Origin of the sequence: Massilia aerilata (assembly GCF_042656905.1) — a bacterium.
GTDB classification, from domain to species: domain Bacteria; phylum Pseudomonadota; class Gammaproteobacteria; order Burkholderiales; family Burkholderiaceae_D; genus Telluria; species Telluria aerilata.
In genome coordinates this window covers 50,060-72,525 of record NZ_JBHSMZ010000004.1, presented here as the reverse complement: position 1 = coordinate 72,525, position 22,466 = coordinate 50,060, and the positions used below count along the sequence as shown (strand labels likewise).

The 22,466-nt window shown below is 64.2% G+C and carries 28 protein-coding genes; 8 read left to right on the top strand and 20 right to left on the bottom strand.

Translation table 11 applies throughout. The annotated features are described in order from the left end of the window. Positions 1-11: 11 nt before the first annotated feature. The 7 genes from ACFPO9_RS04995 to ACFPO9_RS04965 all read right to left on the bottom strand — a co-directional run bounded on the left by ACFPO9_RS04995 (position 12) and on the right by ACFPO9_RS04965 (position 5,894). Positions 12-944, bottom strand: a complete 933-nt coding sequence (locus ACFPO9_RS04995) for a CysB family HTH-type transcriptional regulator (RefSeq protein WP_379767975.1) — start codon at positions 942-944, stop codon at positions 12-14. Then, positions 941-2,014 (bottom strand): sulfate/molybdate ABC transporter ATP-binding protein, encoded by a 1,074-nt coding sequence (locus ACFPO9_RS04990; protein ID WP_379767972.1) that lies wholly within the window; start codon positions 2,012-2,014, stop codon positions 941-943. Before ACFPO9_RS04990 ends, ACFPO9_RS04995 begins: the two co-directional genes overlap by 4 nt. After that, positions 2,011-2,916, bottom strand: a complete 906-nt coding sequence (gene cysW / locus ACFPO9_RS04985) for a sulfate ABC transporter permease subunit CysW (RefSeq protein WP_379767969.1) — start codon at positions 2,914-2,916, stop codon at positions 2,011-2,013. The genes ACFPO9_RS04990 and cysW overlap by 4 nt, the downstream gene beginning before the upstream one ends. 1 nt (position 2,917) lies before the next feature. Further along, positions 2,918-3,763 (bottom strand): sulfate ABC transporter permease subunit CysT, encoded by an 846-nt coding sequence (cysT, locus tag ACFPO9_RS04980; protein ID WP_379767966.1) that lies wholly within the window; start codon positions 3,761-3,763, stop codon positions 2,918-2,920. Between the two features lie 124 nt (positions 3,764-3,887). Further along, a complete protein-coding gene (locus tag ACFPO9_RS04975) occupies positions 3,888-4,661 on the bottom strand; it encodes a sulfite exporter TauE/SafE family protein (protein WP_379767963.1) in 774 nt (257 codons plus the stop codon). A gap of 171 nt (positions 4,662-4,832) precedes the next feature. Then, positions 4,833-5,471, bottom strand: a complete 639-nt coding sequence (locus ACFPO9_RS04970; protein ID WP_379767961.1) for a peroxiredoxin — start codon at positions 5,469-5,471, stop codon at positions 4,833-4,835. Between the two features lie 36 nt (positions 5,472-5,507). Beyond that, on the bottom strand, positions 5,508-5,894 hold the full coding sequence (locus ACFPO9_RS04965) for a diacylglycerol kinase (RefSeq protein ID WP_379767958.1): 387 nt from the start codon (positions 5,892-5,894) through the stop codon (positions 5,508-5,510). Positions 5,895-6,012: 118 nt separating this feature from the next. Here ACFPO9_RS04965 and ACFPO9_RS04960 point away from each other — a divergent pair, with 118 nt between their 5' ends. Then, positions 6,013-6,798 (top strand): IclR family transcriptional regulator, encoded by a 786-nt coding sequence (locus ACFPO9_RS04960; protein WP_379767955.1) that lies wholly within the window; start codon positions 6,013-6,015, stop codon positions 6,796-6,798. Here ACFPO9_RS04960 and pbpG read toward each other — a convergent pair whose 3' ends face one another. From pbpG to ACFPO9_RS04945, 3 genes are all read right to left on the bottom strand, one after another. Next, a complete protein-coding gene (pbpG, locus tag ACFPO9_RS04955; protein WP_379767952.1) occupies positions 6,799-7,911 on the bottom strand; it encodes a D-alanyl-D-alanine endopeptidase in 1,113 nt (370 codons plus the stop codon). Positions 7,912-8,083: 172 nt separating this feature from the next. After that, positions 8,084-8,779, bottom strand: a complete 696-nt coding sequence (locus tag ACFPO9_RS04950) for a nitroreductase (protein WP_379767949.1) — start codon at positions 8,777-8,779, stop codon at positions 8,084-8,086. Positions 8,780-8,797: 18 nt separating this feature from the next. Then, positions 8,798-9,730, bottom strand: a complete 933-nt coding sequence (locus tag ACFPO9_RS04945) for a DMT family transporter (RefSeq protein WP_379767946.1) — start codon at positions 9,728-9,730, stop codon at positions 8,798-8,800. 292 nt (positions 9,731-10,022) lie between these two features. Here ACFPO9_RS04945 and phaP point away from each other — a divergent pair, with 292 nt between their 5' ends. After that, entirely contained in the window at positions 10,023-10,592 is a 570-nt protein-coding gene (phaP, locus tag ACFPO9_RS04940) for a TIGR01841 family phasin (protein WP_379767943.1), read from the top strand. A gap of 175 nt (positions 10,593-10,767) precedes the next feature. Here the strand turns inward: phaP and ACFPO9_RS04935 are convergent, their stop codons facing one another. The 7 genes from ACFPO9_RS04935 to ACFPO9_RS04905 all read right to left on the bottom strand — a co-directional run bounded on the left by ACFPO9_RS04935 (position 10,768) and on the right by ACFPO9_RS04905 (position 16,548). Next, entirely contained in the window at positions 10,768-11,490 is a 723-nt protein-coding gene (locus ACFPO9_RS04935; RefSeq protein ID WP_379767940.1) for an ABC transporter ATP-binding protein, read from the bottom strand. Beyond that, positions 11,491-12,264 (bottom strand): ABC transporter ATP-binding protein, encoded by a 774-nt coding sequence (locus tag ACFPO9_RS04930; RefSeq protein WP_379767937.1) that lies wholly within the window; start codon positions 12,262-12,264, stop codon positions 11,491-11,493. Beyond that, positions 12,261-13,469: an ABC transporter permease subunit gene (locus tag ACFPO9_RS04925; protein ID WP_379767934.1), complete on the bottom strand. Its 1,209-nt coding sequence runs from the start codon at positions 13,467-13,469 to the stop codon at positions 12,261-12,263. The genes ACFPO9_RS04930 and ACFPO9_RS04925 overlap by 4 nt, the downstream gene beginning before the upstream one ends. Before the next feature lie 12 nt (positions 13,470-13,481). Then, positions 13,482-14,411 (bottom strand): branched-chain amino acid ABC transporter permease, encoded by a 930-nt coding sequence (locus ACFPO9_RS04920; protein WP_379767931.1) that lies wholly within the window; start codon positions 14,409-14,411, stop codon positions 13,482-13,484. A gap of 192 nt (positions 14,412-14,603) precedes the next feature. Next, positions 14,604-15,116 (bottom strand): adenine phosphoribosyltransferase, encoded by a 513-nt coding sequence (locus ACFPO9_RS04915; RefSeq protein ID WP_379767929.1) that lies wholly within the window; start codon positions 15,114-15,116, stop codon positions 14,604-14,606. An 11-nt stretch (positions 15,117-15,127) separates the two neighbouring features. Beyond that, the gene (gene ispH / locus ACFPO9_RS04910; RefSeq protein ID WP_379767927.1) at positions 15,128-16,072 is read right to left on the bottom strand and encodes a 4-hydroxy-3-methylbut-2-enyl diphosphate reductase; all 945 of its coding nucleotides are present in this window, start codon (positions 16,070-16,072) and stop codon (positions 15,128-15,130) included. Between the two features lie 20 nt (positions 16,073-16,092). After that, complete coding sequence (locus ACFPO9_RS04905) at positions 16,093-16,548, bottom strand: FKBP-type peptidyl-prolyl cis-trans isomerase (RefSeq protein WP_379767924.1); 456 nt, start codon at positions 16,546-16,548, stop codon at positions 16,093-16,095. A gap of 93 nt (positions 16,549-16,641) precedes the next feature. Between ACFPO9_RS04905 and radC the strand changes: the two genes are divergently transcribed. The 6 genes from radC to ACFPO9_RS04875 all read left to right on the top strand — a co-directional run bounded on the left by radC (position 16,642) and on the right by ACFPO9_RS04875 (position 19,784). Then, positions 16,642-17,316: a RadC family protein gene (gene radC / locus ACFPO9_RS04900; RefSeq protein WP_379767922.1), complete on the top strand. Its 675-nt coding sequence runs from the start codon at positions 16,642-16,644 to the stop codon at positions 17,314-17,316. A 40-nt stretch (positions 17,317-17,356) separates the two neighbouring features. Next, positions 17,357-17,530, top strand: a complete 174-nt coding sequence (locus ACFPO9_RS04895; protein ID WP_379767919.1) for a hypothetical protein — start codon at positions 17,357-17,359, stop codon at positions 17,528-17,530. 246 nt (positions 17,531-17,776) lie between these two features. After that, on the top strand, positions 17,777-18,013 hold the full coding sequence (rpmB, locus tag ACFPO9_RS04890) for a 50S ribosomal protein L28 (protein WP_060567073.1): 237 nt from the start codon (positions 17,777-17,779) through the stop codon (positions 18,011-18,013). Positions 18,014-18,026: 13 nt separating this feature from the next. Then, a complete protein-coding gene (gene rpmG, locus ACFPO9_RS04885; protein WP_005665735.1) occupies positions 18,027-18,194 on the top strand; it encodes a 50S ribosomal protein L33 in 168 nt (55 codons plus the stop codon). A 145-nt stretch (positions 18,195-18,339) separates the two neighbouring features. Then, positions 18,340-19,449: a hypothetical protein gene (locus ACFPO9_RS04880; protein WP_379767916.1), complete on the top strand. Its 1,110-nt coding sequence runs from the start codon at positions 18,340-18,342 to the stop codon at positions 19,447-19,449. A 92-nt stretch (positions 19,450-19,541) separates the two neighbouring features. Further along, the gene (locus ACFPO9_RS04875; RefSeq protein WP_379767913.1) at positions 19,542-19,784 is read left to right on the top strand and encodes a hypothetical protein; all 243 of its coding nucleotides are present in this window, start codon (positions 19,542-19,544) and stop codon (positions 19,782-19,784) included. 8 nt (positions 19,785-19,792) lie between these two features. Here ACFPO9_RS04875 and ACFPO9_RS04870 read toward each other — a convergent pair whose 3' ends face one another. From ACFPO9_RS04870 to ACFPO9_RS04860, 3 genes are all read right to left on the bottom strand, one after another. Then, a complete protein-coding gene (locus ACFPO9_RS04870) occupies positions 19,793-20,551 on the bottom strand; it encodes a GGDEF domain-containing protein (protein ID WP_379767910.1) in 759 nt (252 codons plus the stop codon). Between the two features lie 316 nt (positions 20,552-20,867). Next, a complete protein-coding gene (locus ACFPO9_RS04865; RefSeq protein WP_379767907.1) occupies positions 20,868-21,098 on the bottom strand; it encodes a hypothetical protein in 231 nt (76 codons plus the stop codon). Positions 21,099-21,245: 147 nt separating this feature from the next. Continuing rightward, positions 21,246-22,457, bottom strand: coding sequence for a DesA family fatty acid desaturase (locus tag ACFPO9_RS04860; protein ID WP_379767904.1), 1,212 nt, complete (start codon positions 22,455-22,457; stop codon positions 21,246-21,248). Between the last annotated feature and the right edge of the window lie 9 nt (positions 22,458-22,466).

Genomic DNA, 22,466 nt, shown 5'->3' with positions numbered 1-22,466 from the left:
CGGCACGACGGCTAATCGGCCACCACCGGATGCAAAGCCCGCTCGATATCCGCCCTGGTAAACCCCTGCGCAAACCGCTCAATAAAATCATACGCATACGCCCGCAAATAAGCCCCCTTCCGCACCGCCAGCCGCGTCACATTCGGCGCAAACAGGTGGGAAGACTCGATCGCCCGCAGCCCACGGTCCCGCCCGTGATCGAAAGCCATGGACGCCACGATCCCGACCCCCATCCCCAGCGACACATACTGCTTGATCACGTCCGAATCCATGGCCGTCAGCACGATGTCCGGATGCACGCCGGCGCTGGCGAAGGCCGCGTCGATATGCCCGCGGCCGGTGAAGCCGACGTCGTAGGTAATCAGCGGGAACTCGGCCAGGTCGGCCAGCTTGATCGGGCTGCGGCTCAGCAGCGGATGGCCGTCCGGCACCACCACCAGGTGGCTCCAGCGGTAGCACGGGAAGGAAACCAGGTCCGGGAAAGTCGATAGGCCCTCGGTGGCGATGCCGATGTCGGCGCGGCCCGACAGCACCCATTCGGCGATGTGTTCCGGCGCGCTCTGCTGCAGGGCGATGCGCACCTCCGGGTAGGTGTTGCGGAAAGCCTGCACCACCTGCGGCAGCGCGTAGCGCGCCTGGGTGTGGGTCACGGCCACCGTCAGCGTGCCGCTGTCCTGGGCCGCGTACTCGCTGCTGGCCTGCTGCAGGTTCTCGGCCTCGACCAGCAGGCGTTCGATGATCTTCAGGATGCCCTTGCCGGGATCGGTCATGCCGGTCAGGCGCTTGCCGTTGCGCTCGAAGATGACGACGCCCAGCTCGTCCTCGAGTTCGCGGATCTGGCGCGACACCCCCGGCTGCGAGGTAAACAGGGCGTTCGCCACATCGGTCAGGTTGAAGTTGCGGCGCGCCGCTTCGCGCACCGAGCGCAGCTGCTGGAAGTTCATATGCCGTCTCCCTGATCGACGAACACGTGCATGCGGCGCGGCTTCACCAGCAAAGTCTCGCCGTCGCGCAGCTTGAGCGCACGGTACTGCTCATTTGGTATCACCGCTTCGATCAATTGAGCATTGTCGGCGCGTTCCAGGTCGAGCTGGGCCAGCGGTCCGATCGCGTGGGCGCGGCGCAGCTTGACCGGCACGCCCTCGCCGCCCGGCACGAAGCGTTCGACTTCGAGGTCGTGCGGACGGACATAGGCGATGCCCTCGCCGTTCTGCACGCCGGCGTATTGCGGCGCCTCGAATTTCGCATCGCCGCTGGCCAGCACGCCATCGTGGACGCGGCCGTGGAACAAATTGACGTTGCCGAGGAAGCCGTAGACAAAGGGCGAGGCCGGCTGGTTGTAGACGGCGTCCGGGGTGCCGAGCTGCTCGACCCGGCCCTTGTTCATCAGCACGATCTGGTCGGCCACTTCCAGCGCCTCTTCCTGGTCGTGGGTGACGAAGATCGAGGTCACGTGCAGCTCGTCGTGCAGCTGGCGCAGCCAGCGGCGCAGTTCCTTGCGCACCTTGGCGTCCAGGGCGCCGAAGGGTTCGTCGAGCAGCAGCACGCGCGGTTCCACCGCCAGCGCGCGCGCCAGGGCGATGCGCTGGCGCTGGCCGCCGGACAGCTGCGGCGGATAGCGGTCGGCGATCCAGTCGAGCTGCACCAGTTCGAGCAGCTTCTTGACCCTTTCGCGGATCTGCGCTTCGCTCGGGCGCTCCTTGCGCGGCTTCACCCTCAAGCCAAACGCGACGTTCTCGAACACGGTCATGTGCTTGAACAGCGCATAGTGCTGGAACACGAAGCCGACCTGGCGCTCGCGCACGTGGCTGGCGGAAGCGTCGGCGCCGTCCAGCAGCACGCGGCCGGCGTCCGGGAATTCGAGGCCGGCGATGATGCGCAGCAGCGTGGTCTTGCCGCAGCCGGAAGGACCGAGCAGCGCGGTCAGCTCGCCGTCGGCGAACTGCAGCGAGACGTCATCCAGGGCCGTGAACTGGCCGAACTGCTTGCGGATGTGTTGGACTTCGATCGTCATGCCGATTGCTCCGTGATATTGGCTTTGCGCGCCATGTGCAGGCGCCATTCGATAAAGGATTTCACCGCCAGCGTGACCAGGGCCAGCAGGGCCAGCAGCGAAGCGATCGCGAAGGCCGCCGTGAAGTTGTATTCGTTGTAGAGGATCTCGACCTGCAGCGGCATGGTGTTGGTTTCGCCGCGGATGTGGCCCGACACCACGGACACCGCGCCGAACTCGCCCATCGCGCGGGCATTACACAGGATCACGCCGTACAGCAGGCCCCACTTGATGTTGGGGAGGGTCACGCGGCGGAAGGTCGCCCAGCCGGACGCGCCCAGCACCAGCGCCGCCTCCTCTTCCTCGCTGCCCTGGGCCTGCATCAGCGGGATCAGTTCGCGCGCCACGAACGGGAAGGTGATGAAGACGGTCGCCAGCACGATGCCCGGCACCGCGAACAGGATCTTGATATCGTGGTCCATCAGCCAGGGGCCGAACCAGCCCTGCGAGCCGAACAGCAGCACGTAGATCAGGCCGGCGATCACCGGCGACACCGAGAACGGCAGGTCGATCAGGGTCAGCAGCACGCTCTTGCCGCGGAAGTCGAACTTGGCGATGGCCCAGGCGGCGGCGACGCCGAACACCAGGTTCAGCGGCACCGAGATGCCGGCCGCGATCAGGGTCAGCTTGATGGCGGCCAGCGCATCCGGCTCGATGACGGCTTCCTTGTAGGTGGCCCAGCCATGCTTCAGGGCTTCGAAGAACACGGCCATCAGGGGCACGAACAGGAACAGGGTCAGGAACAGCAGCGCCACCGTGATCAGGGCGTAGCGCACCCAGCCCGGCTCCAGCGTGCTGGTGGCCTTGCGCGGCGTTTGTGCGGCGGCATTGGCGGGTTCGAGTTTTTCCAGGACGGCACTCATGTCATTTCCCCGCCCGCTTGCGCGTCCAGGCCTGCAGCAGGTTGATCGCCAGCAGCAGGAGGAAGGAGACGACCAGCATGACCACGGCGATCGCGGTGGCGCCCGTGTAGTCGTACTGTTCGAGCTTGGTGATGATGAAGAGCGGCGTGATCTCCGAGACCATCGGCATGTTGCCGGCGATGAAAACCACCGAGCCGTATTCGCCGGTCGCGCGTGCGAAGGCCAGCGCAAAGCCGGTCAGCAGGGCCGGCACGATGCCCGGCAGGATCACGCGGATGAAGGTCTGCCAAGGGCTGGCGCCGAGGCTGGCGGCGGCCTCTTCCAGTTCGCGCTCGGCGTCTTCCAGCACCGGCTGCACCGTGCGCACCACGAACGGCAGCCCGATGAAGGTCAGCGCCACCACCACGCCCAGCGGGGTGAAGGCGACCTTGATGCCGAGCGGCTCCAGGTACTTGCCGATCCAGCCGTTGGACGAATACAGCGCGGTGAGCGTGATGCCGGCCACCGCGGTCGGCAGCGCGAACGGCAGGTCGACCAGGGCGTCGACGAAGCGCTTGCCCGGGAACTGGTAGCGCACCAGCACCCATGCGACGATGCCGCCGAACACCACGTTGATGGCGGCGCCGATCAGGGCCGCGCCGAAGCTCAGGCGGTAGGAAGCCATCACCCGTTCCGAGGTGACGGCGTTCCAGAACGCGTCCCAGGTCATGGTGAAGGTTTTCAGGAAGATCGCCGACAAGGGCACCAGGACGATCAGCGCCAGGTAGAAGATCGTGAAGCCGAGCGACAGCCCGAAGCCGGGGATCACCCGGTTGGCGCTGCTGCGGCTGGGCACTAAGCTAGTCATGGAGGGCCTTATTACAAATTCTTCTAATAACGCACCATAATCGCATCCGCAGCACATATTGCAAACGAAGCATTCTTCATTTGCATAGATCGCCTGGCTATTAGGCGGCGCGCTTGGCCGGACCTCAGGCGACCAGCTTGAACGCCACCAGCGCCAGGGTCATGGCCAGCAAACCGCGCAGAAAACCTTCCGGCACGGCGCGCGCCGCCCAGGAGCCCAGCGTGATGCCGGGCACTGAACCGACCAGCAGGGTCGCCAGCAGCATCCAGTTGATCGAGCCCAGCCACCAGTGGCCGGCAGCCGCGATGGCGGTCAGCGGCACCGCATAGGCGATGTCGGTGCCGGCGATTTCGGCCGGGCTCAGCTTGGGATACAGCATCACCAGCAGGGTGGCGCCGATCGCCCCCGCGCCGATCGAGGAGATGGTCACCAGGGTGCCGAGCACGGCGCCGGCAGTGATGGTGGCGGCAGAGAGCGCCCTGCCCTGCAGCTGGCGCCCAGGCTTGGCATTGACCCACGCCAGCATCCTTGAACGGAACAGGATCGCGACCACGGTCAGCATCACCGAGACGGCGATCGAATAGCGGATGGTCTGGCCGATGGCGGGATTCAGCGGGCCGAGGTGCTGGAGGGCCAGCGTCGCCAGCAGCGCGGCGGGCAGCGCGCCCATGCACAGGCGGCCGACGATGGGCCAGTGCACGTTGCCGCGCGAACGGTGGGTGACGGTGCCGGCGCTCTTGGTGAGCGAGGCGAAGGCGAGGTCGGTGCCGACGGCCACCGAAGGCGTGACGCCGAACAGCAGCGTCAGGAGCGGCGTCATCAGCGAGCCGCCGCCGACGCCGGTCATTCCGACCAGCAAGCCGACGCCGAAGCCCGACAGGATATACGTAATAAGCATGCTTTACCCCCAGATTGGCTCCAAGGGTAAAGTGCCTCAGCCGTTAAGCCAACAACAGATTACTTCTTTGCTTATGCGGGGAGGAGCCGTCATCCCCGCGAAGGCGGGGATCCAAGTTCGTGGCGGACCACATAAACTTGGGTTCCCGCCTGCGCGGGAACGACGATTTGCTTATTTGTTCGGCTGGGGCGTCAGGCGCAGATACGGCTTCGGCGAAGTAAACCCCTTCGGATACTTCTGCTTCAGCTGCTCCGGATCCTGAATGGTCAGCGGGATGATCACGTCATCGCCGTCCTTCCAGTTGCCCGGGGTGGCGACGGTGTAGCCGTCGGTCAATTGCAGGGCGTCGATCACGCGCAGGACTTCGTCGAAGTTGCGGCCGGTGCTCATCGGGTAGGTGATCATCAGGCGCACTTTCTTGGCCGGGTCGATCACGAACAGCGAGCGCACGGTGGCGGTGGCCGAGGCGTTCGGGTGGATCATGTCGTACAGCTGCGACACCGATTTGTCGGCGTCGGCAATGATCGGGAAGCCGACCACGGTCTGCTGGGTTTCCTCGATGTCCTTGATCCAGGCCTTGTGCTGCTCGGCCGGGTCGACCGACAGGGCGATGGCCTTGACCTTGCGCTTGTCGAACTCGGGTTTCAGCTTGGCGGTCAGGCCCAGCTCGGTCGTGCACACCGGCGTGAAGTCGGCCGGGTGCGAGAACAGCACCACCCAGGAATCGCCCGCCCAGTCATGGAAGCGGATGCGGCCGATGGTGGAATCCTGCTCGAAGTCGGGAGCGGTGTCGCCTAGTCGTAAGGTCATGCGGATCTCCTTCAGGTTGAGAGGCAAAAACTACGGTCAAAAAAAGCGGTTGTACAAGACCACGGCCCAGGTGGCGGCGGCCATCGCGACCGCCAGGGCCACCGCCGCGCTGCCGAGGTCCTTGGCGGCCTTGGACAGCGGATGGCGCTCCAGCGAAACGCGATCGACCACCGCCTCGATGGCGGCATTGATCAGCTCGACCAGCAACACCAGCCCGAGCACGGCAATCAGGGCCAGCTTCTGGAAGGCGGAAATCGGCAGGCACAGCGCCACGATGGCCGCCGGCAGCGCCACCATCAGCTCCTGTCGGAAGGCATGCTCGTGCTGCCAGGCGTGCCTGAACCCGGCGATCGAATAGCCGGTGGCGGCGGCGATGCGTGCCAGGCCGCCCTTGCTCTTGAACTCGCTGCTTGGTTGATCCATGGATGTCGTGGTTGCTTGCTGGATTGGCATTATGCCGCAGCTTCGGATAACACGTTAAACACAATTTTCACATTATGGTATAAAGTAGGGAAATATACCGCACCGCAGCAACCACACTATGAAAATGGAAACTCTCGAACCGGCGAAAACTTCCATCCAGGTGATCGAGCGCATGGTCGCCCTGCTCGACGTCCTGGCCAGCTATTCGGACCCTGTGAGCCTGAAGGAATTGTCGAAGGTATCCGGCCTGCATCCGTCGACTGCGCACCGGATCTTGAACGACATGGTGGTGACCCGCTTCGTCGACCGCGTCGAGCCCGGTACCTACCGCCTCGGCATGCGCCTGCTGGAGCTGGGGAATGTGGTGAAGAGCCGCTTGTCGGTGCGCGAAGCGGCGGTCGACCTGATGCGCGCCCTGCACAACAAGACGCGCCAGACCGTGAACCTGTCGGTGCGCCAGGGCGACGAGATCGTCTACATCGACCGCGCCTTCTCCGAGCGTTCCGGCATGCAAGTGGTGCGTGCAATCGGCGGCCGCGGTCCGCTGCACCTGACCTCGACCGGCAAGCTGTTCCTGTCCGTCGACGAGCCGAAGGCGATCCGCGCCTACGCCACCCGCACCGGGCTGGCCGGCCACAACAAGAATTCGATCACCGACCTCGCCCGCCTCGAGCGCGAACTGGCGCTGGTGCGCTCACGCGGCTACGCGCGCGACAACGAGGAACTGGAACTGGGCGTGCGCTGCATGGCGGCCGGGATCCATGACGACAGCGGCAAGCTGGTGGCGGGACTGTCGATCTCGGCGCCGGCCGACCGGCTGCAGGAAGAATGGCTGGAAGATCTGGTGAATACGGCGGCGCAGATTTCGGCGACGCTGGGGCACAGAGTAGGCGCCGGTATCTGATTACTGCGCAGCCGTCCCCGGCACCACCGCCGACACCGTCACCGGCACCGCGGCAGCCGCCGCCGCCGGAATGGCCGGCTTCAAGGCCTCCAGCCATTTGCGCATCCGGCCCGCATCCGCGGTCCGCGACTGTTTCCCCTTCGAATCCAGGAACACCATGATCACGTTGCGACCCTGGATCATGGCCTGCATCACCAGGCAGCGCCCCGCTTCGTTGATGAAGCCGGTCTTCTGCAGGCCGATATTCCAGTCCGGCATCTTCACCAGATAATTGGTGTTGTGATATTGCAGGGTCCGGCCGCTGGCCTGGACCGCGTAGTTCGGATCGGTCGTGTACTGGCGCAGCAGCGGTTCCTGGTGGGCCGTGATCGCCAGCTTGGCCAGGTCGCGCGCGCTCGAGACGTTCTGGCTCGACAGGCCGCTCGAATCCACGTAATGCGTGTCGTTCATGCCAAGTTCCCTGGCTTTGGCATTCATCGCCGCGACGAAGGCATCGATACCGCCCGGATAGTTGCGGCCCAGCGCGGCAGCGGCGCGGTTTTCCGAGCTCATCAGCGCGATGTGCAGCAGATTGCCACGCGTCATGCGGGCGCCGACCGCCAGGCGGGAACTGGTGTACTTGTGCTTGTCGACGTCGGCGTCGGTGATGGTCAGCACTTCGTCCAGGTTCTGATGGGCCTGGACGACGAGCAGGCCCGTCATCAGCTTGGTGATCGAGGCGATCGGCAGCGCGACGGTGGAATTCTTTTCGAACAGTACTTCCGAACTGGTCTGGTCCATCACGTAGGCGACGGAAGAGCGCAGGTCCAGCGGATCGTGGGTCTTGTTCAGGCCGACCAGGTCGCCGGCGCTGAGGATGGCGATGGCCGGCGCGGCGCGGCGCACGCGCTGGTAGACCACCCGGCGCTTGCCGTGCACCATCTCGATCCGGCGGACCATGCGCTGACGGTTATCGTCGGCGATGACCTTGGCCAGGTCGGTGCGCTTGGGCTTGACCTGCTTGACATGCTTGGCCGCGGCGGTGCGTCCCTTGTGCTTGGTCCTGGCGGCAGCGTCCGGCGGGGCAAGCAGGAACATCATGGAGATGGCGGCGGCCAACGCGAGCTTGAGCATCTGTAAATCCTTGAACGCGAACTGAAGCGCACTATTGCAGTGTAGCGAATGACGAGTGGAGCGCAAGTGAATGTAGCACCGGCGCTCGCATTTTGCTACAACGCAAGGTTTCTCACGTTGTAGAAATCTCTTGATATTTCAACAGCTTGGCGCGTTCAGTATATCCAATAACTTACTCGACGAAGCGCACGAAGCTCGACACCGGCTCGCGTTCCGTTACTAAAGTGTTCTCGATCTTGTCCGGATCGGCATAGCCGAGCGCCATGCCGCAGACCACCATTTCATTCTCCGGAAAGCCCAGCTGTTCACCGATGATGCGGTGGAACTGGGTGAAGGCCGCCTGCGGGCAGGTATCGAGGCCGCGGCCGCGCGCCGCCACCATGATGTTCTGCAGGAACATGCCGTAATCGAGCCAGGAGCCCTGCTCCATCACGCGGTCGATCGTGAAGATCAGGCCGACCGGCGCATCGAAGAAGCGGTAATTGCGGCCATGCTGGGCGGCCATGCCGGCCTTGTTCTCGCGCGTCAGGCCCAGCAGCGCATACAGGTCCCAGCCGACCTTGCGGCGGCGGTCGATGAAGGGCGACACCCATTCGCGCGGATAGTAGGCGTATTCCTCGGTATGCGCTTTGTTCTGCTGCGGATCGGCATAGGCCGCCAGGATCGCGCTGCTGAAGCGCGCCTTGGCCTCGCCTGTCAGCACATACACCTTCCACGGCTGGGTATTGGTGCCGGACGGGGCGCGCGCCGCGACCTCGAGCAGGGCTGCGATGTCCTCGCGCGGGACGGGGGTCGGCAAATAGGCGCGGATCGAGCGGCGCGAAGTGATGGCGGCGTCGACGTCCTGCTGCTGCTGGCTGCTGATCATATGGGTTCTCCCGATGTTTTATTTTTTGACGACGAAGGCGACGCCCATCACCGCCACCGCCATCCCGACCAGGCCCAGCGGGCTCAGCGCTTCGCCGAACATCAGCCAGGCCATCACGGCCGTGGTCGGCGGCGTCAGGTAGAGCAGGCTGGTGACCTTGGTGGCGTCGTTGCGGCTGATGAGCCGGAACAATAAAAAGATGGCGCCGATCGACAGCGCGAGGATGGACCACAGCAGCGCGCCGATGAACTGCGGCGTCCAGTGGATGTTCGCCAGTGTCGGGCCGAAATCCTCGAACACGGCGGCCAGCGGCAGCAGCACCAGGGCCGTGGCCGCGAACTGGATCAGGGTGCCGGTGCGCAGGTCGAAGTGCGGGCAGAAGCGCTTCTGGTAGAGCGTGCCGCAGGTAATCGACAGCAGGGCCAGCACGCAAAAGCCGATCGCGGCGGGCGACAGGCCGTTCAGGCTGATCTTGGCGTACACGACCAGGCCGACCCCGCCCAGGCCGAGCAGCAGTCCCAGCCACTGGCGCGGGCTGACGCGCTCGCCGACCAGGGGCGCGGCGAAGGCGGTCAGGATCGGCTGCAGGCCGACGATCAGGGCGGACAATCCGGCCGGCATGCCGATCTTGATGGCGCTCCAGACGCCGCCCAGGTAACCGGCCTGCAGCAAAAGCCCGGCCACCGCCACGCGCAGGATGCGCCCGTGTGGCCATGGTGCGCCGCCCACCAGCACCATCGGCACCAGCACCAGCAGCGCGCCCAGGCAGCGCAGGATCAGGAAGGACAGCGGCGGTGCATACGGCAAACCGTATTTGGCGGCAATGAAACCGGTGCTCCACAGGACGACAAAGAACAGCGGCACCGGCGCCAGCCAGCCGGCTTGCGCCGGCGCCGCGGAGGGCCGGGCATGAGGCGGCTTGGCTGGGGATGGGGAAGTGTCTGGGCTCATCGGATTGCCAGTCTAGCATGCTGCCAGGGTCCCTGCCGGCGCCCTCTTTACCCATCGCGAATGTTGTATCCGTGCAAACAAGCAAGCACGCAAACGATTGTATGGATTGATATATCTCAAAACATCGCCTTTGTATTGTGCGCCGCATCAAAAGTGCTTGACGCATAATCGGAACCCGGTAGAATCTGTTCATGTTGCGGCGCACAAACAGGTTCGAAACAAGACGCCTGCAAGAATCCGAGCAGTATCGGGTCTACCCAAGTTCAATATTTGTCCATTACTGGAGAACACCATGTTTGCATTCCCCGAGCAGTTTTCGAACGCGACCAAAGCCAATCTGGAATCCCAATTCGCCCTGTTTTCGGCGCTGACCGCCAAGACCTTCGAGGGTGTCGAGAAGCTGGTGGACCTGAACATCGCCACGGCCAAAGCCGCGCTGGAAAATTCGTCGGCAACTGCCCGCCAGCTGCTGGCTGTCAAAGATCCGCAGGAATTCTTCTCGGTGACCACCGCCCAGGCACAGCCGAGCGCTGAAAAGGCCCTGGCCTACGGCCGTCAAGTGGCAACCATCGCCGCCGACACCGGCGCCGAGTTCTCGCGCGCTGCCGAAAGCCAGGTCGCCGAAGTCAACCGCAAGGTGATCTCGCTGGTCGACGAAGTGACCAAGAACGCCCCGGCCGGTTCCGAGACCTATGTGTCGGCCCTGAAGACCGCCATCAGCAACGCCAACGCTGGCTACGAGCAGTTCACCAAGACCAGCAAGCAGGCTGCAGAAGCCATCGAGTCGAACATGAACGCCGCCGTCTCGCAGTTCACCGCTGCTGCCGGCAAGGCCGCCAACGGTGCTGCCAACGCTGCCTAAGTAATACTGCGCTCCTGCAAAGGAGAACGGCCCGGACTGCTTGCGCGGTCCGGGCCGTTTGTTTTGCCGCCGTCATCCCCGCGAAGGCGGGGATCCAAGTTCGTAGCTAATTGTTAGCGTCGGCAGTATGCGCATAACTTGGATTCCCGCCTGCGCGGGAATGACGTGCAACTGTTTACTCTCCCAAATACGCCGCCTGCACCCGCGGATCATGCAACATATCCGCCGCATTCCCGGACATCGTGATCGCCCCCGACTCCATCACATAAGCCCGATGCGCCGCCTGCAGCGCCAGCCGTGCATTCTGCTCCACCAGTAAAATCGTGATCCCCTGCGAAGACACATCGCGGATCACCTCGAAGATCTTCTCGACCATGATCGGCGACAGGCCCATCGAGGGCTCGTCCAGCAGCAGCAGGGTCGGATGGCACATCAGCGCGCGCGCCATGGCCAGCATCTGCTGCTCGCCGCCGGACAGGGTGCCGGCCAGTTGCGCAGAACGTTCCTTCAGGCGCGGGAACACCGCATACCACTTCTCGATGTCGGCCTCGATCCCGGCCTGGTCCTTGCGCGTATAGGCGCCCATCATCAGGTTTTCGTGGATGGTCATGCGGGTGAACACGCCCCGCCCTTCCGGCACCATCGCCAGCTTGCTCTGCACCAGCTTGAAGGACTTTGCGCTGCCCAATGGCTGGCCCAGGTAGGACACGCTGCCTTCCACCTTGCAGGCCGGCAGGGTGCCGGTAATGGCTTTCAGGGTCGTGGTCTTGCCCGCGCCGTTGGCGCCGATCAGGGTCACCAGTTCGCCGCGATCGACCTCGAGGTCGATGCCTTTGACGGCCTTGATGCCGCCGTAGGCCACCTTGAGGCCGCTAATCTTGAGAATGTTCTCGCTCATTTAATGACTACTCCCGGTGCCGAGGTAAGCCTCGATCACCGCCTTGTTCTTCTGGATCTCGGCCGGCAGGCCTTCCGCGATCAGCTTGCCGTATTCCAGCACCGAGATGCGGTCGCACAGGCCCATCATCAGCTTGACGTCGTGCTCGATCAGCAAAATCGTGATGCCGGCGCCCTGGATCTTCACCAGCAGCTCGCGCAGCGCCAGCTTTTCGGTGGCGTTCATGCCGGCCGCCGGTTCGTCCAGCGCCAGCAAAGTCGGCTCGGTCGCGAGCGCGCGTGCGATCTCGAGGCGGCGCTGGTCGCCGTAGGCTAGGCCCCGCGCGGTGCGGTCGGCAAACTGGCCGATGCCGACGAAGTCCAGCAGTTCCTGGGCCCTGGCGCGGATCGCCGCTTCTTCAAGACGCGCCGCCTTGTGGCGCAGGATGGCGCCGATCACGCCCTGGCGGGTGCGCACGTGGCGTCCCACCATCACGTTTTCCAGCGCCGTCATCTCGCCGAACAGGCGGATGTTCTGGAAGGTGCGGGCGATGCCGGCCTTGGCCACCTGGTGCGGCGCGGACGGCGAATACGGCTTGCCGGCCAGTTCGAAGGTCCCGGTGTCCGGCTGGTAGAGGCCGGTGATGACGTTGAAGAAGGTGGTCTTGCCGGCGCCGTTCGGCCCGATCAGGCCATAAATCTGGCCTTTCTCGATCTTGATGCCGACCTCGGTCAGGGCTTGCAGGCCGCCGAAGCGCTTATTGACGCCTGAGATGTTCAGGAGGAAGTTACTCATGCTGCTTCCTCGGCTTCTTCCTTGGCCAGCGCCGCGTCCGGCCTGTCTTCCTTGCGTGGCGACGGCCACAGGCCCGCCGGGCGGTACAGCATGATCGCGACCATGGCCAGGCCGTACAGCAGCTGGCGCAGCACTTCCGCCTCGATCAGCACCTTGCCGAACAGCGCCTGCTGGGCCGGCTCGACCACGTGGCGCAGCACTTCCGGCAGCGCCGCCAGCAGCACGCCGCCCATCACCACGCCGGGGATGTGGCCGATACCGCCCAGCACCACCATCGCCAGCACGGCAATCGATTCGGTGAAGGAGAAGGATTCGGGCGAAACAAAACCCTGGAAGGCCGCGAACATGGCGCCGGCCACGCCGCCGAAGCAGGCGCCCATCGAGAAGGCCAGCAGTTTGACGTTGCGGGTATTGATGCCCATCGCCTTGGCGGCGATCTCGTCCTCGCGGATCGCCACCCAGGCGCGGCCCAGCCGCGAGTGCTGCAGGCGGCTGGTCATGAAGATGGTGACGATGCACAGCAGCAGGAACAGGAAGTAGTAGGCGTTCACCGACGGCATGCCAAAGCCGCCGACATACACGGTGGCGCGCGATCCCGCCTCACCCGCCAGCGAGACGCCGAAGATGCGGATCGGATCGATCAGATTGATCCCCTGCGGACCGTTGGTGAAATTGATCGGATCGTTCAGGTTGTTCATGAAGATCCGGATGATCTCGCCGAAGCCCAGGGTCACGATGGCGAGGTAGTCGCCGCGCAGCTTCAGGGTCGGCGCGCCCAGCAGCGCGCCGAACAGCCCGGCCGTGATCGCCGCCAGCGGCACGATCGCCCACACCGACAGGTGGATGCCGTTGGTGCGGATGTCCTCGCCGAACAGCGCGACCAGCGAATCGCCTAGCGCCGGCGAATAGTTGACGACCGATTCCAGCAGCGCCGCGAACTGCGGCGAGGCCATCAGACCGGTCAGGTAGGCGCCGACCGCGAAGAAGGCGATGTAGCCGAGGTCCAGCAGGCCGGCAAAGCCGACCACGATGTTCAGGCCCAGCGCCAGCATGATGTACAGCAGGGCCATGTCGAGGATGCGCACCCAGGAATTGCCGAACTGGCTGGCAACGAAGGGGAAGACGAGCATCACCGCGAGCAGGATGCCCATGCTGGCGTAAGCCTGGCGCGGTTTGTGCGCGGTGTCGAAGGTCAGGAGAGCCATGTCGTCGTCTCCTTATGCGCGGTCGGCCACGCGTTCGCCCATGATCCCGGACGGGCGCACGGTCAGCACCAGGATCAGCACGACGAAGGCGAAGATGTCCTGGTAGTGGCTGCCGAGGAAGCCGCCGGTCAGGTCGCCGATGTAGCCGGCGCCCAGGCTTTCTATGATGCCGAGAACGATCCCGCCGATCATCGCACCGTAGATATTGCCGATACCGCCCAGCACCGCGGCCGAGAAGGCCTTCATGCCCGGCACCGTACCCATCGCAAACTGGATCGATGCGTAATTGGCGCCCCACATCACGCCGGCGACGGCGGCCAGCGCGGCGCCGATGGCGAAGGTCGTCACCACCACGCGGTTCGCGTCCACGCCCATCAGCCCGGCCACGCGCGGGTTCTCGGCGACGGCGCGCATGGCGCGGCCCATTTTCGTCTTCTCGACCAGGAACACCAGGCCCATCATGGCGACGGCGGCCAGCACCAGCAGCAGCACCTGGGTCTGCGAAATCACGGCGCCGCCGATGAAGATCGGATCCGAGGACAGCAGCTGCGGGAAAGGCAGCGGGCTGCGGCCCCAGATCATCATGGCGAAGGTCTGCAGCAGGATCGAGACGCCGATCGCGGTAATCAAGGGCGCCAGGCGCGGCGCATTGCGCAGGCGGCGGTAGGCGATGCGTTCGATCAGCACATTGACCAGCATCGCCACCGGGATCGCGCCGAGGATGGCGAGCGCCAGCTGCAGCCAGCCGGACATGCCGGGGAAATGCGCGTCGAGCATTTTGAGGATGCTCAGGCCGACCATGGCGCCGATCATCAGCACGTCGCCGTGGGCGAAGTTAATCAGGTTCAGCACGCCGTACACCATGGTGTAGCCGAGCGCGATGAGTGCATACATGCTGCCGAGCACCAGACCGTTGAGGATCTGCTGGATGAAAGTTTCCATTGTTCAATGTCTCGCTTAAAAAAAACGGCACCCGGATGGCCGAAGTGCCGCGCTGACATCATAGCTATATTTTTGAGAAACTGACATCGGAAAATTGCCGATCAGCCAAATATTATTTTACGAAAACGATAGATGGGAGAATGAATGCGCCGCGACGGGGCGCTTTGCACCATCGGCAAGCGCAGATTGCTCTTAAACTTTGCGCAGCGTCGTCACCGGCATGGTCAGCGTGCGCTTGTCTTCGAAGAAGCCGATGTCGAACAAGGCCGCCGCACCGACGACTTCCTTGCCGACCTGGCGCAGCAGCGACGCCGCCGCCTCGATGGTGCCGCCGGTGGCCAGCACGTCGTCGACGATCAGCACGCGCTCGCCCTTGATGCGCGCCGGCTGGATCTCGATGGTGGCGCTGCCGTATTCGCGCTGGTAGTCGATGCTGATCGCCTCGCCGGGCAGCTTGCCGGGCTTGCGCGCCATCGCGAAGCCGATCGCGCGCTTATAGGCGAGCGCGCCGGCGATCATGAACCCGCGCGCATCCATCGCCAGGATGAAGTCGAAGTGCAGGTGCGCGGTGCGCTCGTACAGGGTATCGATCGCCAGTTGCCAGTGCACCGGGTCGTCGAACACGCAGCCGACGTCGATGAAATTGACGCCCGGCGCCGGGTAATCCTGGAAGAACTCCAGGGGGATCGCGTCGAAACCGCTCATCGTGCTTCCGTTCAGGCGGCCGGCGCGTCGCCGGTCAAGCCCTTGGGCAGCGGGAAGGTGACATGTTCTTCCACGCCTTCGAGCGCACGCACGCTGGCCGCGCCCAGTTCCTTCAGGCGGTCGATCACGGCCTGCACCAGCACTTCCGGGGCCGAGGCGCCGGCCGTCACGCCGATACGTCGCTTGCCCGCGATCCAGGCCGGGTCGATGGCCTCGGCATTGTCGACCATGTAGGCCGGGGTGCCCATCTTGTCCGCCACTTCGCGCAGGCGGTTCGAGTTCGAGCTGTTCGGGCTGCCGACCACGACCACGACCTCGACCTGCGGCGCCATGAACTTCACGGCTTCCTGGCGGTTGGTGGTGGCATAGCAGATGTCGCCCTTCTTCGGCTCGATGATGCTCGGGAAGCGTGCCTTCAGCGCTTCGATGATCTCGGCGGTGTCGTCGACCGACAGCGTGGTCTGCGAGACATAGGCCAGCAGGTCGGGATTGGCGACTTGCAGCGTGTTCACGTCCTCGACCGTCTCGACCAGGTGCATGCCCTCTTCCGCCTGGCCCATGGTGCCCTCGACTTCCGGGTGGCCGGCGTGGCCGATCATGATGATCTCGGCGCCCTGCTTGCGCATCTTGGCGACTTCGACGTGGACCTTGGTGACCAGCGGGCAGGTCGCATCGAAGACCTTCAGGCCGCGCGATTCGGCTTCCTCGCGCACCGCCTTCGACACGCCGTGGGCCGAGAACACCAGGGTGTTGCCCGCCGGGACGTCGTCCAGCTCTTCGATGAAGATCGCGCCCTTGGTGCGCAGGTCGTTGACGACATAGGCGTTGTGCACGATCTCGTGGCGCACGTAGATGGGCGCGCCGAACTGCTGCAGGGCGCGCTCGACGATCTCGATCGCGCGGTCGACGCCGGCGCAGAAGCCGCGCGGCTGGGCTAACAGGATTTCGTTTTCCATGACGTTTGCTCTTAGCTTTTTTACAGGACGGAAATCAGGTTCACTTCGAACTTCAGGGATTGCCCGGCCAGCGGGTGGTTGAAGTCGAACAGTGCATCGTTCTCGCGCACCTGCAGCAGTACGCCGGCAAAACGGCCGCCCCCCGGCGCCGCGAAATCGACCAGGTCGCCGACCTGGTAATCCGCGTCCGGCACCGAATTCTCTTCCAGGGTCTTCTTCGACACCGGCTGGATCAGCTCGGGATTGCGCTCGCCAAAGGCTTCGGCGGCGCTCAGCTCGAAGGTCTGGTGCGTGCCTTCCGTCATGCCCAGCAGGCGCTGCTCGAGGAAAGGCGCGAGCTGGCCCTGGCCCAGCATCAGCGTGGCCGGCGTAGTGCCGAAGGTTGTGACGAGATCAGTACCGTCGGCGGTGGCAAGACGATAATGCAGGGTCAGGTAAGCCGATTCGGTGACGATGGGAGCGTTGGTGGTGGACATTGCGTGTTGGTATGTGCTTGACGTGCAAACCGCTATTGTAAGCCAGAGCCGGCTCACTGTCCCCGCCCCGGTCCATTTTTGCATGGAGGCAGGATGGGTATCAACGACTGGTCCGAACAGGAAAGACCGCGCGAACGCCTGGTGCGCGACGGCGCCCAGGCGCTGTCCAATTCCGAGCTACTGGCCCTGCTGCTGCGGGTGGGCGTGCGCGGCAAGAGCGCGGTCGAACTGGGGCGCGACATGCTGCATCACTTCGGCTCCCTGCACGGCCTGTTCGGCGCGAGCCTGTCCGACTTTTCCGAGGTGCATGGCCTCGGCATGGCCAAGTACGCGCAAATGCAGGCCGTGATGGAACTGGCAAGGCGCGCGATCGCCGAGCAACTGCAGGCCGGCGACCTGTTGTCCTCGCCCGAGGCGGTCAAGCGCTACCTGCGCATCAAGCTCGGCGGCCGGCCCTATGAAGCCTTCACGGTGTTGTTTGTAGACGTCAAGAACCGCCTGATCGCCGACAAGGAGCTATTCCGCGGCACGCTCACCCACGCCAGCGTCCACCCGCGCGAAGTGGTCAAGGAAGCGCTGGCTTGCAATGCCGCCAACGTTCTACTCGCCCACAACCACCCGTCCGGCTCGCCGGACCCGAGCGAGGCCGATGTGCGCCTGACGCGTACCCTCAGCCAGGCGCTGGCCCTGGTGGACGTGCGGGTGCTCGACCATTTCGTGGTGGCCGGGCCGCAGGTGTACTCGTTTGCCGAGCACGGGCAGCTCTAGGCTACACTGCGTAGATTATATTTCCGCGAATGGAAGGGGAATGGCCGCGATCTTCAGCTTCAAATGCGCATCCGTCCATCCGCGCGCCCATCATCAGCGGCCCTTCATCGTGCTGGAGGAATCCGGCCACCCGCTGGCTGTCGATGACCACCAGGGCATCAGCGTACAGCGCGCCCAGGAAATCGCCGAAGCAGCCATGCACGGGAGCGCATGAAGCTGCCGGTCCTGTGCTACGGGCGACCGTGCAACACCTCGCAAAGCCGCGCTAAAGACCCCCATCGCTGCCGGATAACAGTGTGAAAACAAGCCCTTACGGCGCAATACTTGCGTAATTTTACGATTGTTAAATACATTCTATGATTTAAGAAACAATTTTTTTCTGCAAGTGATTGATTACGCGACTGTTTTCGCGCTATACTCTCGTTTTTCCGATTGTGGAAGTTTACTCAAGGAGTGCGCTATGGCACGTGTTTGCCAAGTTACTGGCAAGGGCCCGATGGTTGGCAACAACGTCTCCCACGCCAACAACAAAACCAAGCGTCGTTTTCTGCCGAACCTGCAGAACCGCCGCATCTTCGTAGAATCCGAAAACCGCTGGGTCTCCCTGCGTATTTCGAATGCCGGCCTGCGCGTCATCGACAAGCTGGGCATCGACGCTGTGCTGGCCGATCTGCGCGCCCGCGGCGAGAAAATCTAAATAGGGAGCTATCATGGCAAAAACTGGCCGCGACAAGATCAAACTGGAATCGACCGCAGGTACCGGTCACTTCTACACCACGACCAAGAACAAGCGCACGATGCCGGCGAAGATGGAAATCACCAAATTCGACCCGAAAGCACGTAAGCACGTGATCTACAAAGAAACCAAGATCAAGTAATCTGGTTCTTTCGGTTGTAAAAAGAAAGCCGCCCACTTCATTGTGCGCGGCTTTTTTGTTTTAGGTCCGCTCCCTCCTGCGGCAGGCTCGCTATAGTCGAGTCCGTCTGCCGACCGCCCCGGCCGGCGCTCCTGGAGGAAGAACCATGCGCCATGTTCATCGGTTCCTGCTGACCCTGCTGGTCCCCGGCCTGCTGGCCGCCTGCACCACGCCCTACCGCCCAGCCGTCGTCGTCCGCGACAGCGCGCCCTTCCCCGGCATCGCCAGCCTGGTCCAGAACAGCGGCGGCCGCCCGCTCGACCTCATCCTGGTGCACGGCATGTGCACCCACGACGCGGCCTGGGCCAACCACGGCATCGACCGCATCGCCGGCGTGGTGTCGGCCAATGTTCCCGAACAGGCGGCGGCCGCCTCCAACGGCATCCAGCTCGTCGAGCGTACCCAGCAGATCGGCGGCGCGCAGGTGCGCTTCCACGCCCTGATCTGGTCGCCGCTGACGGCGCCGCTCAAGCGCCAGCTCGACTACGACAACACCGGCACGCCCACCGGCTGCGCGAGCGCCGGCAGCGGCGAGTGCAAGCCGAAGCGCGCCTGGGCCAACGGCTACGTCAAGGACAGGCTGCTGAACGACTGCCTGTCCGACGCCGTGATCTACGAGGGCGCCAGCCACGATGCGATCCGCGATGCGATGGTCGAATCGGTGTCGCGCATCATCGAGCGCAATCCAAACGGCGACCGCACCCTGGCCGTGGTCGCCGAAAGCCTGGGCAGCAAGATCCTGTTCGATGCCCTGAGCAGCATGCTGGAGTCGAACCAGCCGCGCACCCGCGAGCTGGGCCTGCAAGCCTCGCGCCGCCTGGGCCTGCTGTTCATGGCGGGCAACCAGTTGCCCATCCTCGGCCTGGCCGAGCAGAACATCGAATCGCGGCCCGAGAACCGCAGCGTGGGCGCGCCGGATGCGCTGCAGCGCTACCTCGAACTGCGGCGCCGCCAGTCCTTCACGCCGCGCGCGGAAACGGTCGCGCGCCTGGCGGTGGTCGCCTTCACCGACCCGAACGACCTGCTCACTTATCGCCTGCTGCCGGCACGCTATGCGGCGCCAGACGTGGCGGTGGCGGACGTGCTGGTGTCGAATGCGCGGACCTGGCTGGGATTGATCGAGAATCCGGTGGCGGCGCACCTGGATTATCTGGAGAACCCGGATGTGGGGGATTTGATTGCTTGTGGATTTCCGCGGTTTTCGGGCTGCCGATAAGCGGCGGCCGGCGCCCTTGGCGTGCGCCCGGCAGCAGCGAATGCGCGTAGATTCGAAAGCTGGCCGCGCCACAGCGCGCGCAGGGAGACGCCATGAACCAGATCGAATCGCGGGCCACGTTCCGCGGCCTGCCGCTGACCCCGGAACAGGACAGCGAAATCAGGCACTACATCCACCTTCAGACGCGCCACGGTATTCCGTGGGACACGCCGGAACTGGAAGCCATGCTGCACGATATGCTCGACCCGCCGGAACTCAGCGACGAAGACGGCAAGTCGCTGGGCGACTCGATGGCGGCCGAACGCTCCGTGGCAATCGGCGAAGACGCCGCCTAGGTCGCATCCTAGTGCAGGCGCTTACGCTTGTGCACGTACATCTGCTGGTCGGCCAGCATGAGGTAATTTAACAGCGTCTGTTCGCTCCCCGGATCGCACTGCACGATGCCGGCGCTGATCGATACCCGATAGGGACGCTCCTGCATCAGGTTGAACGCATGCGCATTGGCGTTCAGGCGTTCCAGGATAATGTGCGGCCTGCCTTCGTCCAGCGTGTAGGCGACGAATTCGTCCCCGCCCAGCCGCGCGACCACGTCGGCATCGCGGAAGGACTCCCGGAAGATACTTCCCGCATCACAGATGAGGCTATCGCCCGCTTCATGCCCGAGTTCGTCGTTGACCTGCTTGAGGCCATCCACGTCGGCAAAGATGACGGCACTGCGCGCATGCTTGCGCTGGGCCAGCCGGAAGATGTGCTCCGCATGGATGAAGAAGCCGCGCCGGTTGTTCAAGCCGGTCAGCACATCGGTCAGGGACAGGCGGCGCATTTCGCCTTCGTTCACGTCGCGGCGCGCCAGTTCCTCGGCATGCGCCTGGGCAGTGTCTGCCATCTGCGCGTATTGGGAATACACCAGGCGTTCGAGCGAACTGCGCCCCTGCAGGCTGCCCAATGCCGCCGCGCCCAGTTCGAGGATGGTCGACAGCACCCGCCTGCGCTCCTGCCAGGCCGGCATGTCCGCGTCGCGCTCCCAGCCGACCACCAGCGCAGCCATCGCCGCCGGCGCCGGCACCCCGAGCGCCAGCAGGCGCTGGCCGAGGCGCCGCACCGCGGGCTGGCTTGCCGCGCCGCCGCCAGCCGGGCTGCAGGGCTGCAGGGCGGCGCCAGCATCGCGGCCGCGGCCCGGTACCAGGGATGGTCCTGTGCATCCGCTTGCGGCCTGCCGCGGCGATCGAAAGCAACCACGTCCTCGCTGTCGCCGCCGCACACCACCAGCAAGGCGGCATCCGCATGCGTCAGCCCGGCGATCTGCTGACCGACCAGCGACAGCACACCCCCGGCCGCGTCCATCTGCAGGAGTTCGCGCGCCATGGTCAGCAATGCGCGCGCCTGGGCCAGCTCCGCCTGCGGTCCCGTAGCGGGCTTCATGGGTCTTCCGGATGGGTGGGTGTGATCGCTTCCGATACCGATTGTTCGGAACTCTCACGGCGACGCGCGTCGGGCCGGCCGATCACGCGGGCGATGACGGTGTCGGGTACGCCCTTGTGGCGCATGTAGCGCCGGGCCAGCACGACGTTGCGCACATCCAGGATGTTCAGGCCGCGCGCGACGGCATTTGCCGTGGCCGCGTCGCTACGCCGTTGACGCTCGTTCATGAAGGACATACCTTCCCGCGGTGAGCGAGGAGCCGCCCGGAGGCGGCAATGCGGCCCAATATACGCGCAGCGCCATCGATCTGCCAGCCATTTCAAAAAAAAACGCCCCTGGACAGGGGCGCTTTCAGACTAGGGGGCGATCAGCGATCAGGCATAGCTACGCAAACGCAGCGAAAACTCCTGCAGCGCCTTGATGCCCGACGCTTCCGCGCGGGTGCACCAGTCCTGCAGTTGCTGCAGCAGCTGGTCGCGGGTCGAGTGCGAGCGTTCCCAGATCGCGCCCAGTTCCACGCGCATATTGTGCATGGTTTCCAGAACCTTGCTGTGCTCGAACAGCTCGCTCAGCTGGGCCTGTTGCGGGGCCTGCAGCTTGGCCGGCTCGCCCTGCATCAGCTTGCGCGAGGTTTTGAGGAAACGCTTCTCCAGCTCGGCCTTGTGCTGCAGGTGCATCACTTCCTCGCGGAAGGCGGCCTTCACCGACTTGGCGTATTTCGCCATCACGTCATAGCGGTTGGTGATGACGGACTGCAGCGTATCGAGGTCGGCTTCCAGCTTGTTCTTGGCCAGCTTCGGCTTCGGAATCGTCTTCTTGACCTTGGCCAGGCCCACCAGTTCCATCATGCGGATGTAGGCGTAGCCGATGTCGAACTCGTACCACTTGCTCGACAGCTTGGCCGAAGTGGCGAAGGTGTGGTGGTTGTTGTGCAGTTCTTCGCCGCCGATCAGGATGCCCCAGGGAATCAGGTTGCACGCCGCATCGCTGCAGTCGTAGTTGCGGTAGCCGGTCCAGTGGCCCAGGCCATTGATGATGCCGGCCGCGGTGATCGGGATCCACAGCATCTGCACGGCCCAGATCGTGATGCCGGCCACGCCGAACAGCATCACGTTCAGCGGCAGCAGCGCCGACACGCCCAGCCAGCTGTACTTGGTGTACAGCTTGTTCTCGATCCAGTCGTTGGGGCAACCGTGACCGTATTTTTCCAGGGTTTCCAGGTTCTTGGTCTCGGCGCGGTACAGCTCGGCGCCTTCCAGCAGGACTTTCTTGATGCCGCGGGTGACCGGGCTATGCGGATCTTCGGGGGTCTCGCACTTGGCGTGGTGCTTGCGGTGCACCGCAGCCCATTCCTTGGTGACCTGGCCGGTGGTCAGCCACAGCCAGAAGCGGAAGAAATGACTGACAATCGGATGCAGATCCAGCGCGCGGTGCGCCTGGTGACGGTGCAGGTAGATGGTGACACCGGCAATCGTGATGTGCGTCACGATCAGCGTGTACACAAGCATCTGCCAACCCGACAGGTCGATCAAGCCACCGTCCAGGAAGGACAGGACAGCTTGGAAGATGTTGCTCAGAAAATTCATTAACACTCC

What these genes read in the sequence shown, in the direction of transcription:
- ACFPO9_RS04995 (WP_379767975.1), bottom strand. Translation starts at nt 944, where the DNA reads ATGAACTTCCAGCAGCTGCGCTCGGTGCGCGAAGCGGCGCGCCGCAAC.
- ACFPO9_RS04990 (WP_379767972.1), bottom strand. Translation starts at nt 2,014, where the DNA reads ATGACGATCGAAGTCCAACACATCCGCAAGCAGTTCGGCCAGTTCACG.
- cysW (WP_379767969.1), bottom strand. Translation starts at nt 2,916, where the DNA reads ATGAGTGCCGTCCTGGAAAAACTCGAACCCGCCAATGCCGCCGCACAA.
- cysT (WP_379767966.1), bottom strand. Translation starts at nt 3,763, where the DNA reads ATGACTAGCTTAGTGCCCAGCCGCAGCAGCGCCAACCGGGTGATCCCC.
- ACFPO9_RS04975 (WP_379767963.1), bottom strand. Translation starts at nt 4,661, where the DNA reads ATGCTTATTACGTATATCCTGTCGGGCTTCGGCGTCGGCTTGCTGGTC.
- ACFPO9_RS04970 (WP_379767961.1), bottom strand. Translation starts at nt 5,471, where the DNA reads ATGACCTTACGACTAGGCGACACCGCTCCCGACTTCGAGCAGGATTCC.
- ACFPO9_RS04965 (WP_379767958.1), bottom strand. Translation starts at nt 5,894, where the DNA reads ATGGATCAACCAAGCAGCGAGTTCAAGAGCAAGGGCGGCCTGGCACGC.
- ACFPO9_RS04960 (WP_379767955.1), top strand. Translation starts at nt 6,013, where the DNA reads ATGAAAATGGAAACTCTCGAACCGGCGAAAACTTCCATCCAGGTGATC.
- pbpG (WP_379767952.1), bottom strand. Translation starts at nt 7,911, where the DNA reads ATGCTCAAGCTCGCGTTGGCCGCCGCCATCTCCATGATGTTCCTGCTT.
- ACFPO9_RS04950 (WP_379767949.1), bottom strand. Translation starts at nt 8,779, where the DNA reads ATGATCAGCAGCCAGCAGCAGCAGGACGTCGACGCCGCCATCACTTCG.
- ACFPO9_RS04945 (WP_379767946.1), bottom strand. Translation starts at nt 9,730, where the DNA reads ATGAGCCCAGACACTTCCCCATCCCCAGCCAAGCCGCCTCATGCCCGG.
- phaP (WP_379767943.1), top strand. Translation starts at nt 10,023, where the DNA reads ATGTTTGCATTCCCCGAGCAGTTTTCGAACGCGACCAAAGCCAATCTG.
- ACFPO9_RS04935 (WP_379767940.1), bottom strand. Translation starts at nt 11,490, where the DNA reads ATGAGCGAGAACATTCTCAAGATTAGCGGCCTCAAGGTGGCCTACGGC.
- ACFPO9_RS04930 (WP_379767937.1), bottom strand. Translation starts at nt 12,264, where the DNA reads ATGAGTAACTTCCTCCTGAACATCTCAGGCGTCAATAAGCGCTTCGGC.
- ACFPO9_RS04925 (WP_379767934.1), bottom strand. Translation starts at nt 13,469, where the DNA reads ATGGCTCTCCTGACCTTCGACACCGCGCACAAACCGCGCCAGGCTTAC.
- ACFPO9_RS04920 (WP_379767931.1), bottom strand. Translation starts at nt 14,411, where the DNA reads ATGGAAACTTTCATCCAGCAGATCCTCAACGGTCTGGTGCTCGGCAGC.
- ACFPO9_RS04915 (WP_379767929.1), bottom strand. Translation starts at nt 15,116, where the DNA reads ATGAGCGGTTTCGACGCGATCCCCCTGGAGTTCTTCCAGGATTACCCG.
- ispH (WP_379767927.1), bottom strand. Translation starts at nt 16,072, where the DNA reads ATGGAAAACGAAATCCTGTTAGCCCAGCCGCGCGGCTTCTGCGCCGGC.
- ACFPO9_RS04905 (WP_379767924.1), bottom strand. Translation starts at nt 16,548, where the DNA reads ATGTCCACCACCAACGCTCCCATCGTCACCGAATCGGCTTACCTGACC.
- radC (WP_379767922.1), top strand. Translation starts at nt 16,642, where the DNA reads ATGGGTATCAACGACTGGTCCGAACAGGAAAGACCGCGCGAACGCCTG.
- ACFPO9_RS04895 (WP_379767919.1), top strand. Translation starts at nt 17,357, where the DNA reads ATGGCCGCGATCTTCAGCTTCAAATGCGCATCCGTCCATCCGCGCGCC.
- rpmB (WP_060567073.1), top strand. Translation starts at nt 17,777, where the DNA reads ATGGCACGTGTTTGCCAAGTTACTGGCAAGGGCCCGATGGTTGGCAAC.
- rpmG (WP_005665735.1), top strand. Translation starts at nt 18,027, where the DNA reads ATGGCAAAAACTGGCCGCGACAAGATCAAACTGGAATCGACCGCAGGT.
- ACFPO9_RS04880 (WP_379767916.1), top strand. Translation starts at nt 18,340, where the DNA reads ATGCGCCATGTTCATCGGTTCCTGCTGACCCTGCTGGTCCCCGGCCTG.
- ACFPO9_RS04875 (WP_379767913.1), top strand. Translation starts at nt 19,542, where the DNA reads ATGAACCAGATCGAATCGCGGGCCACGTTCCGCGGCCTGCCGCTGACC.
- ACFPO9_RS04865 (WP_379767907.1), bottom strand. Translation starts at nt 21,098, where the DNA reads ATGAACGAGCGTCAACGGCGTAGCGACGCGGCCACGGCAAATGCCGTC.
- ACFPO9_RS04860 (WP_379767904.1), bottom strand. Translation starts at nt 22,457, where the DNA reads ATGAATTTTCTGAGCAACATCTTCCAAGCTGTCCTGTCCTTCCTGGAC.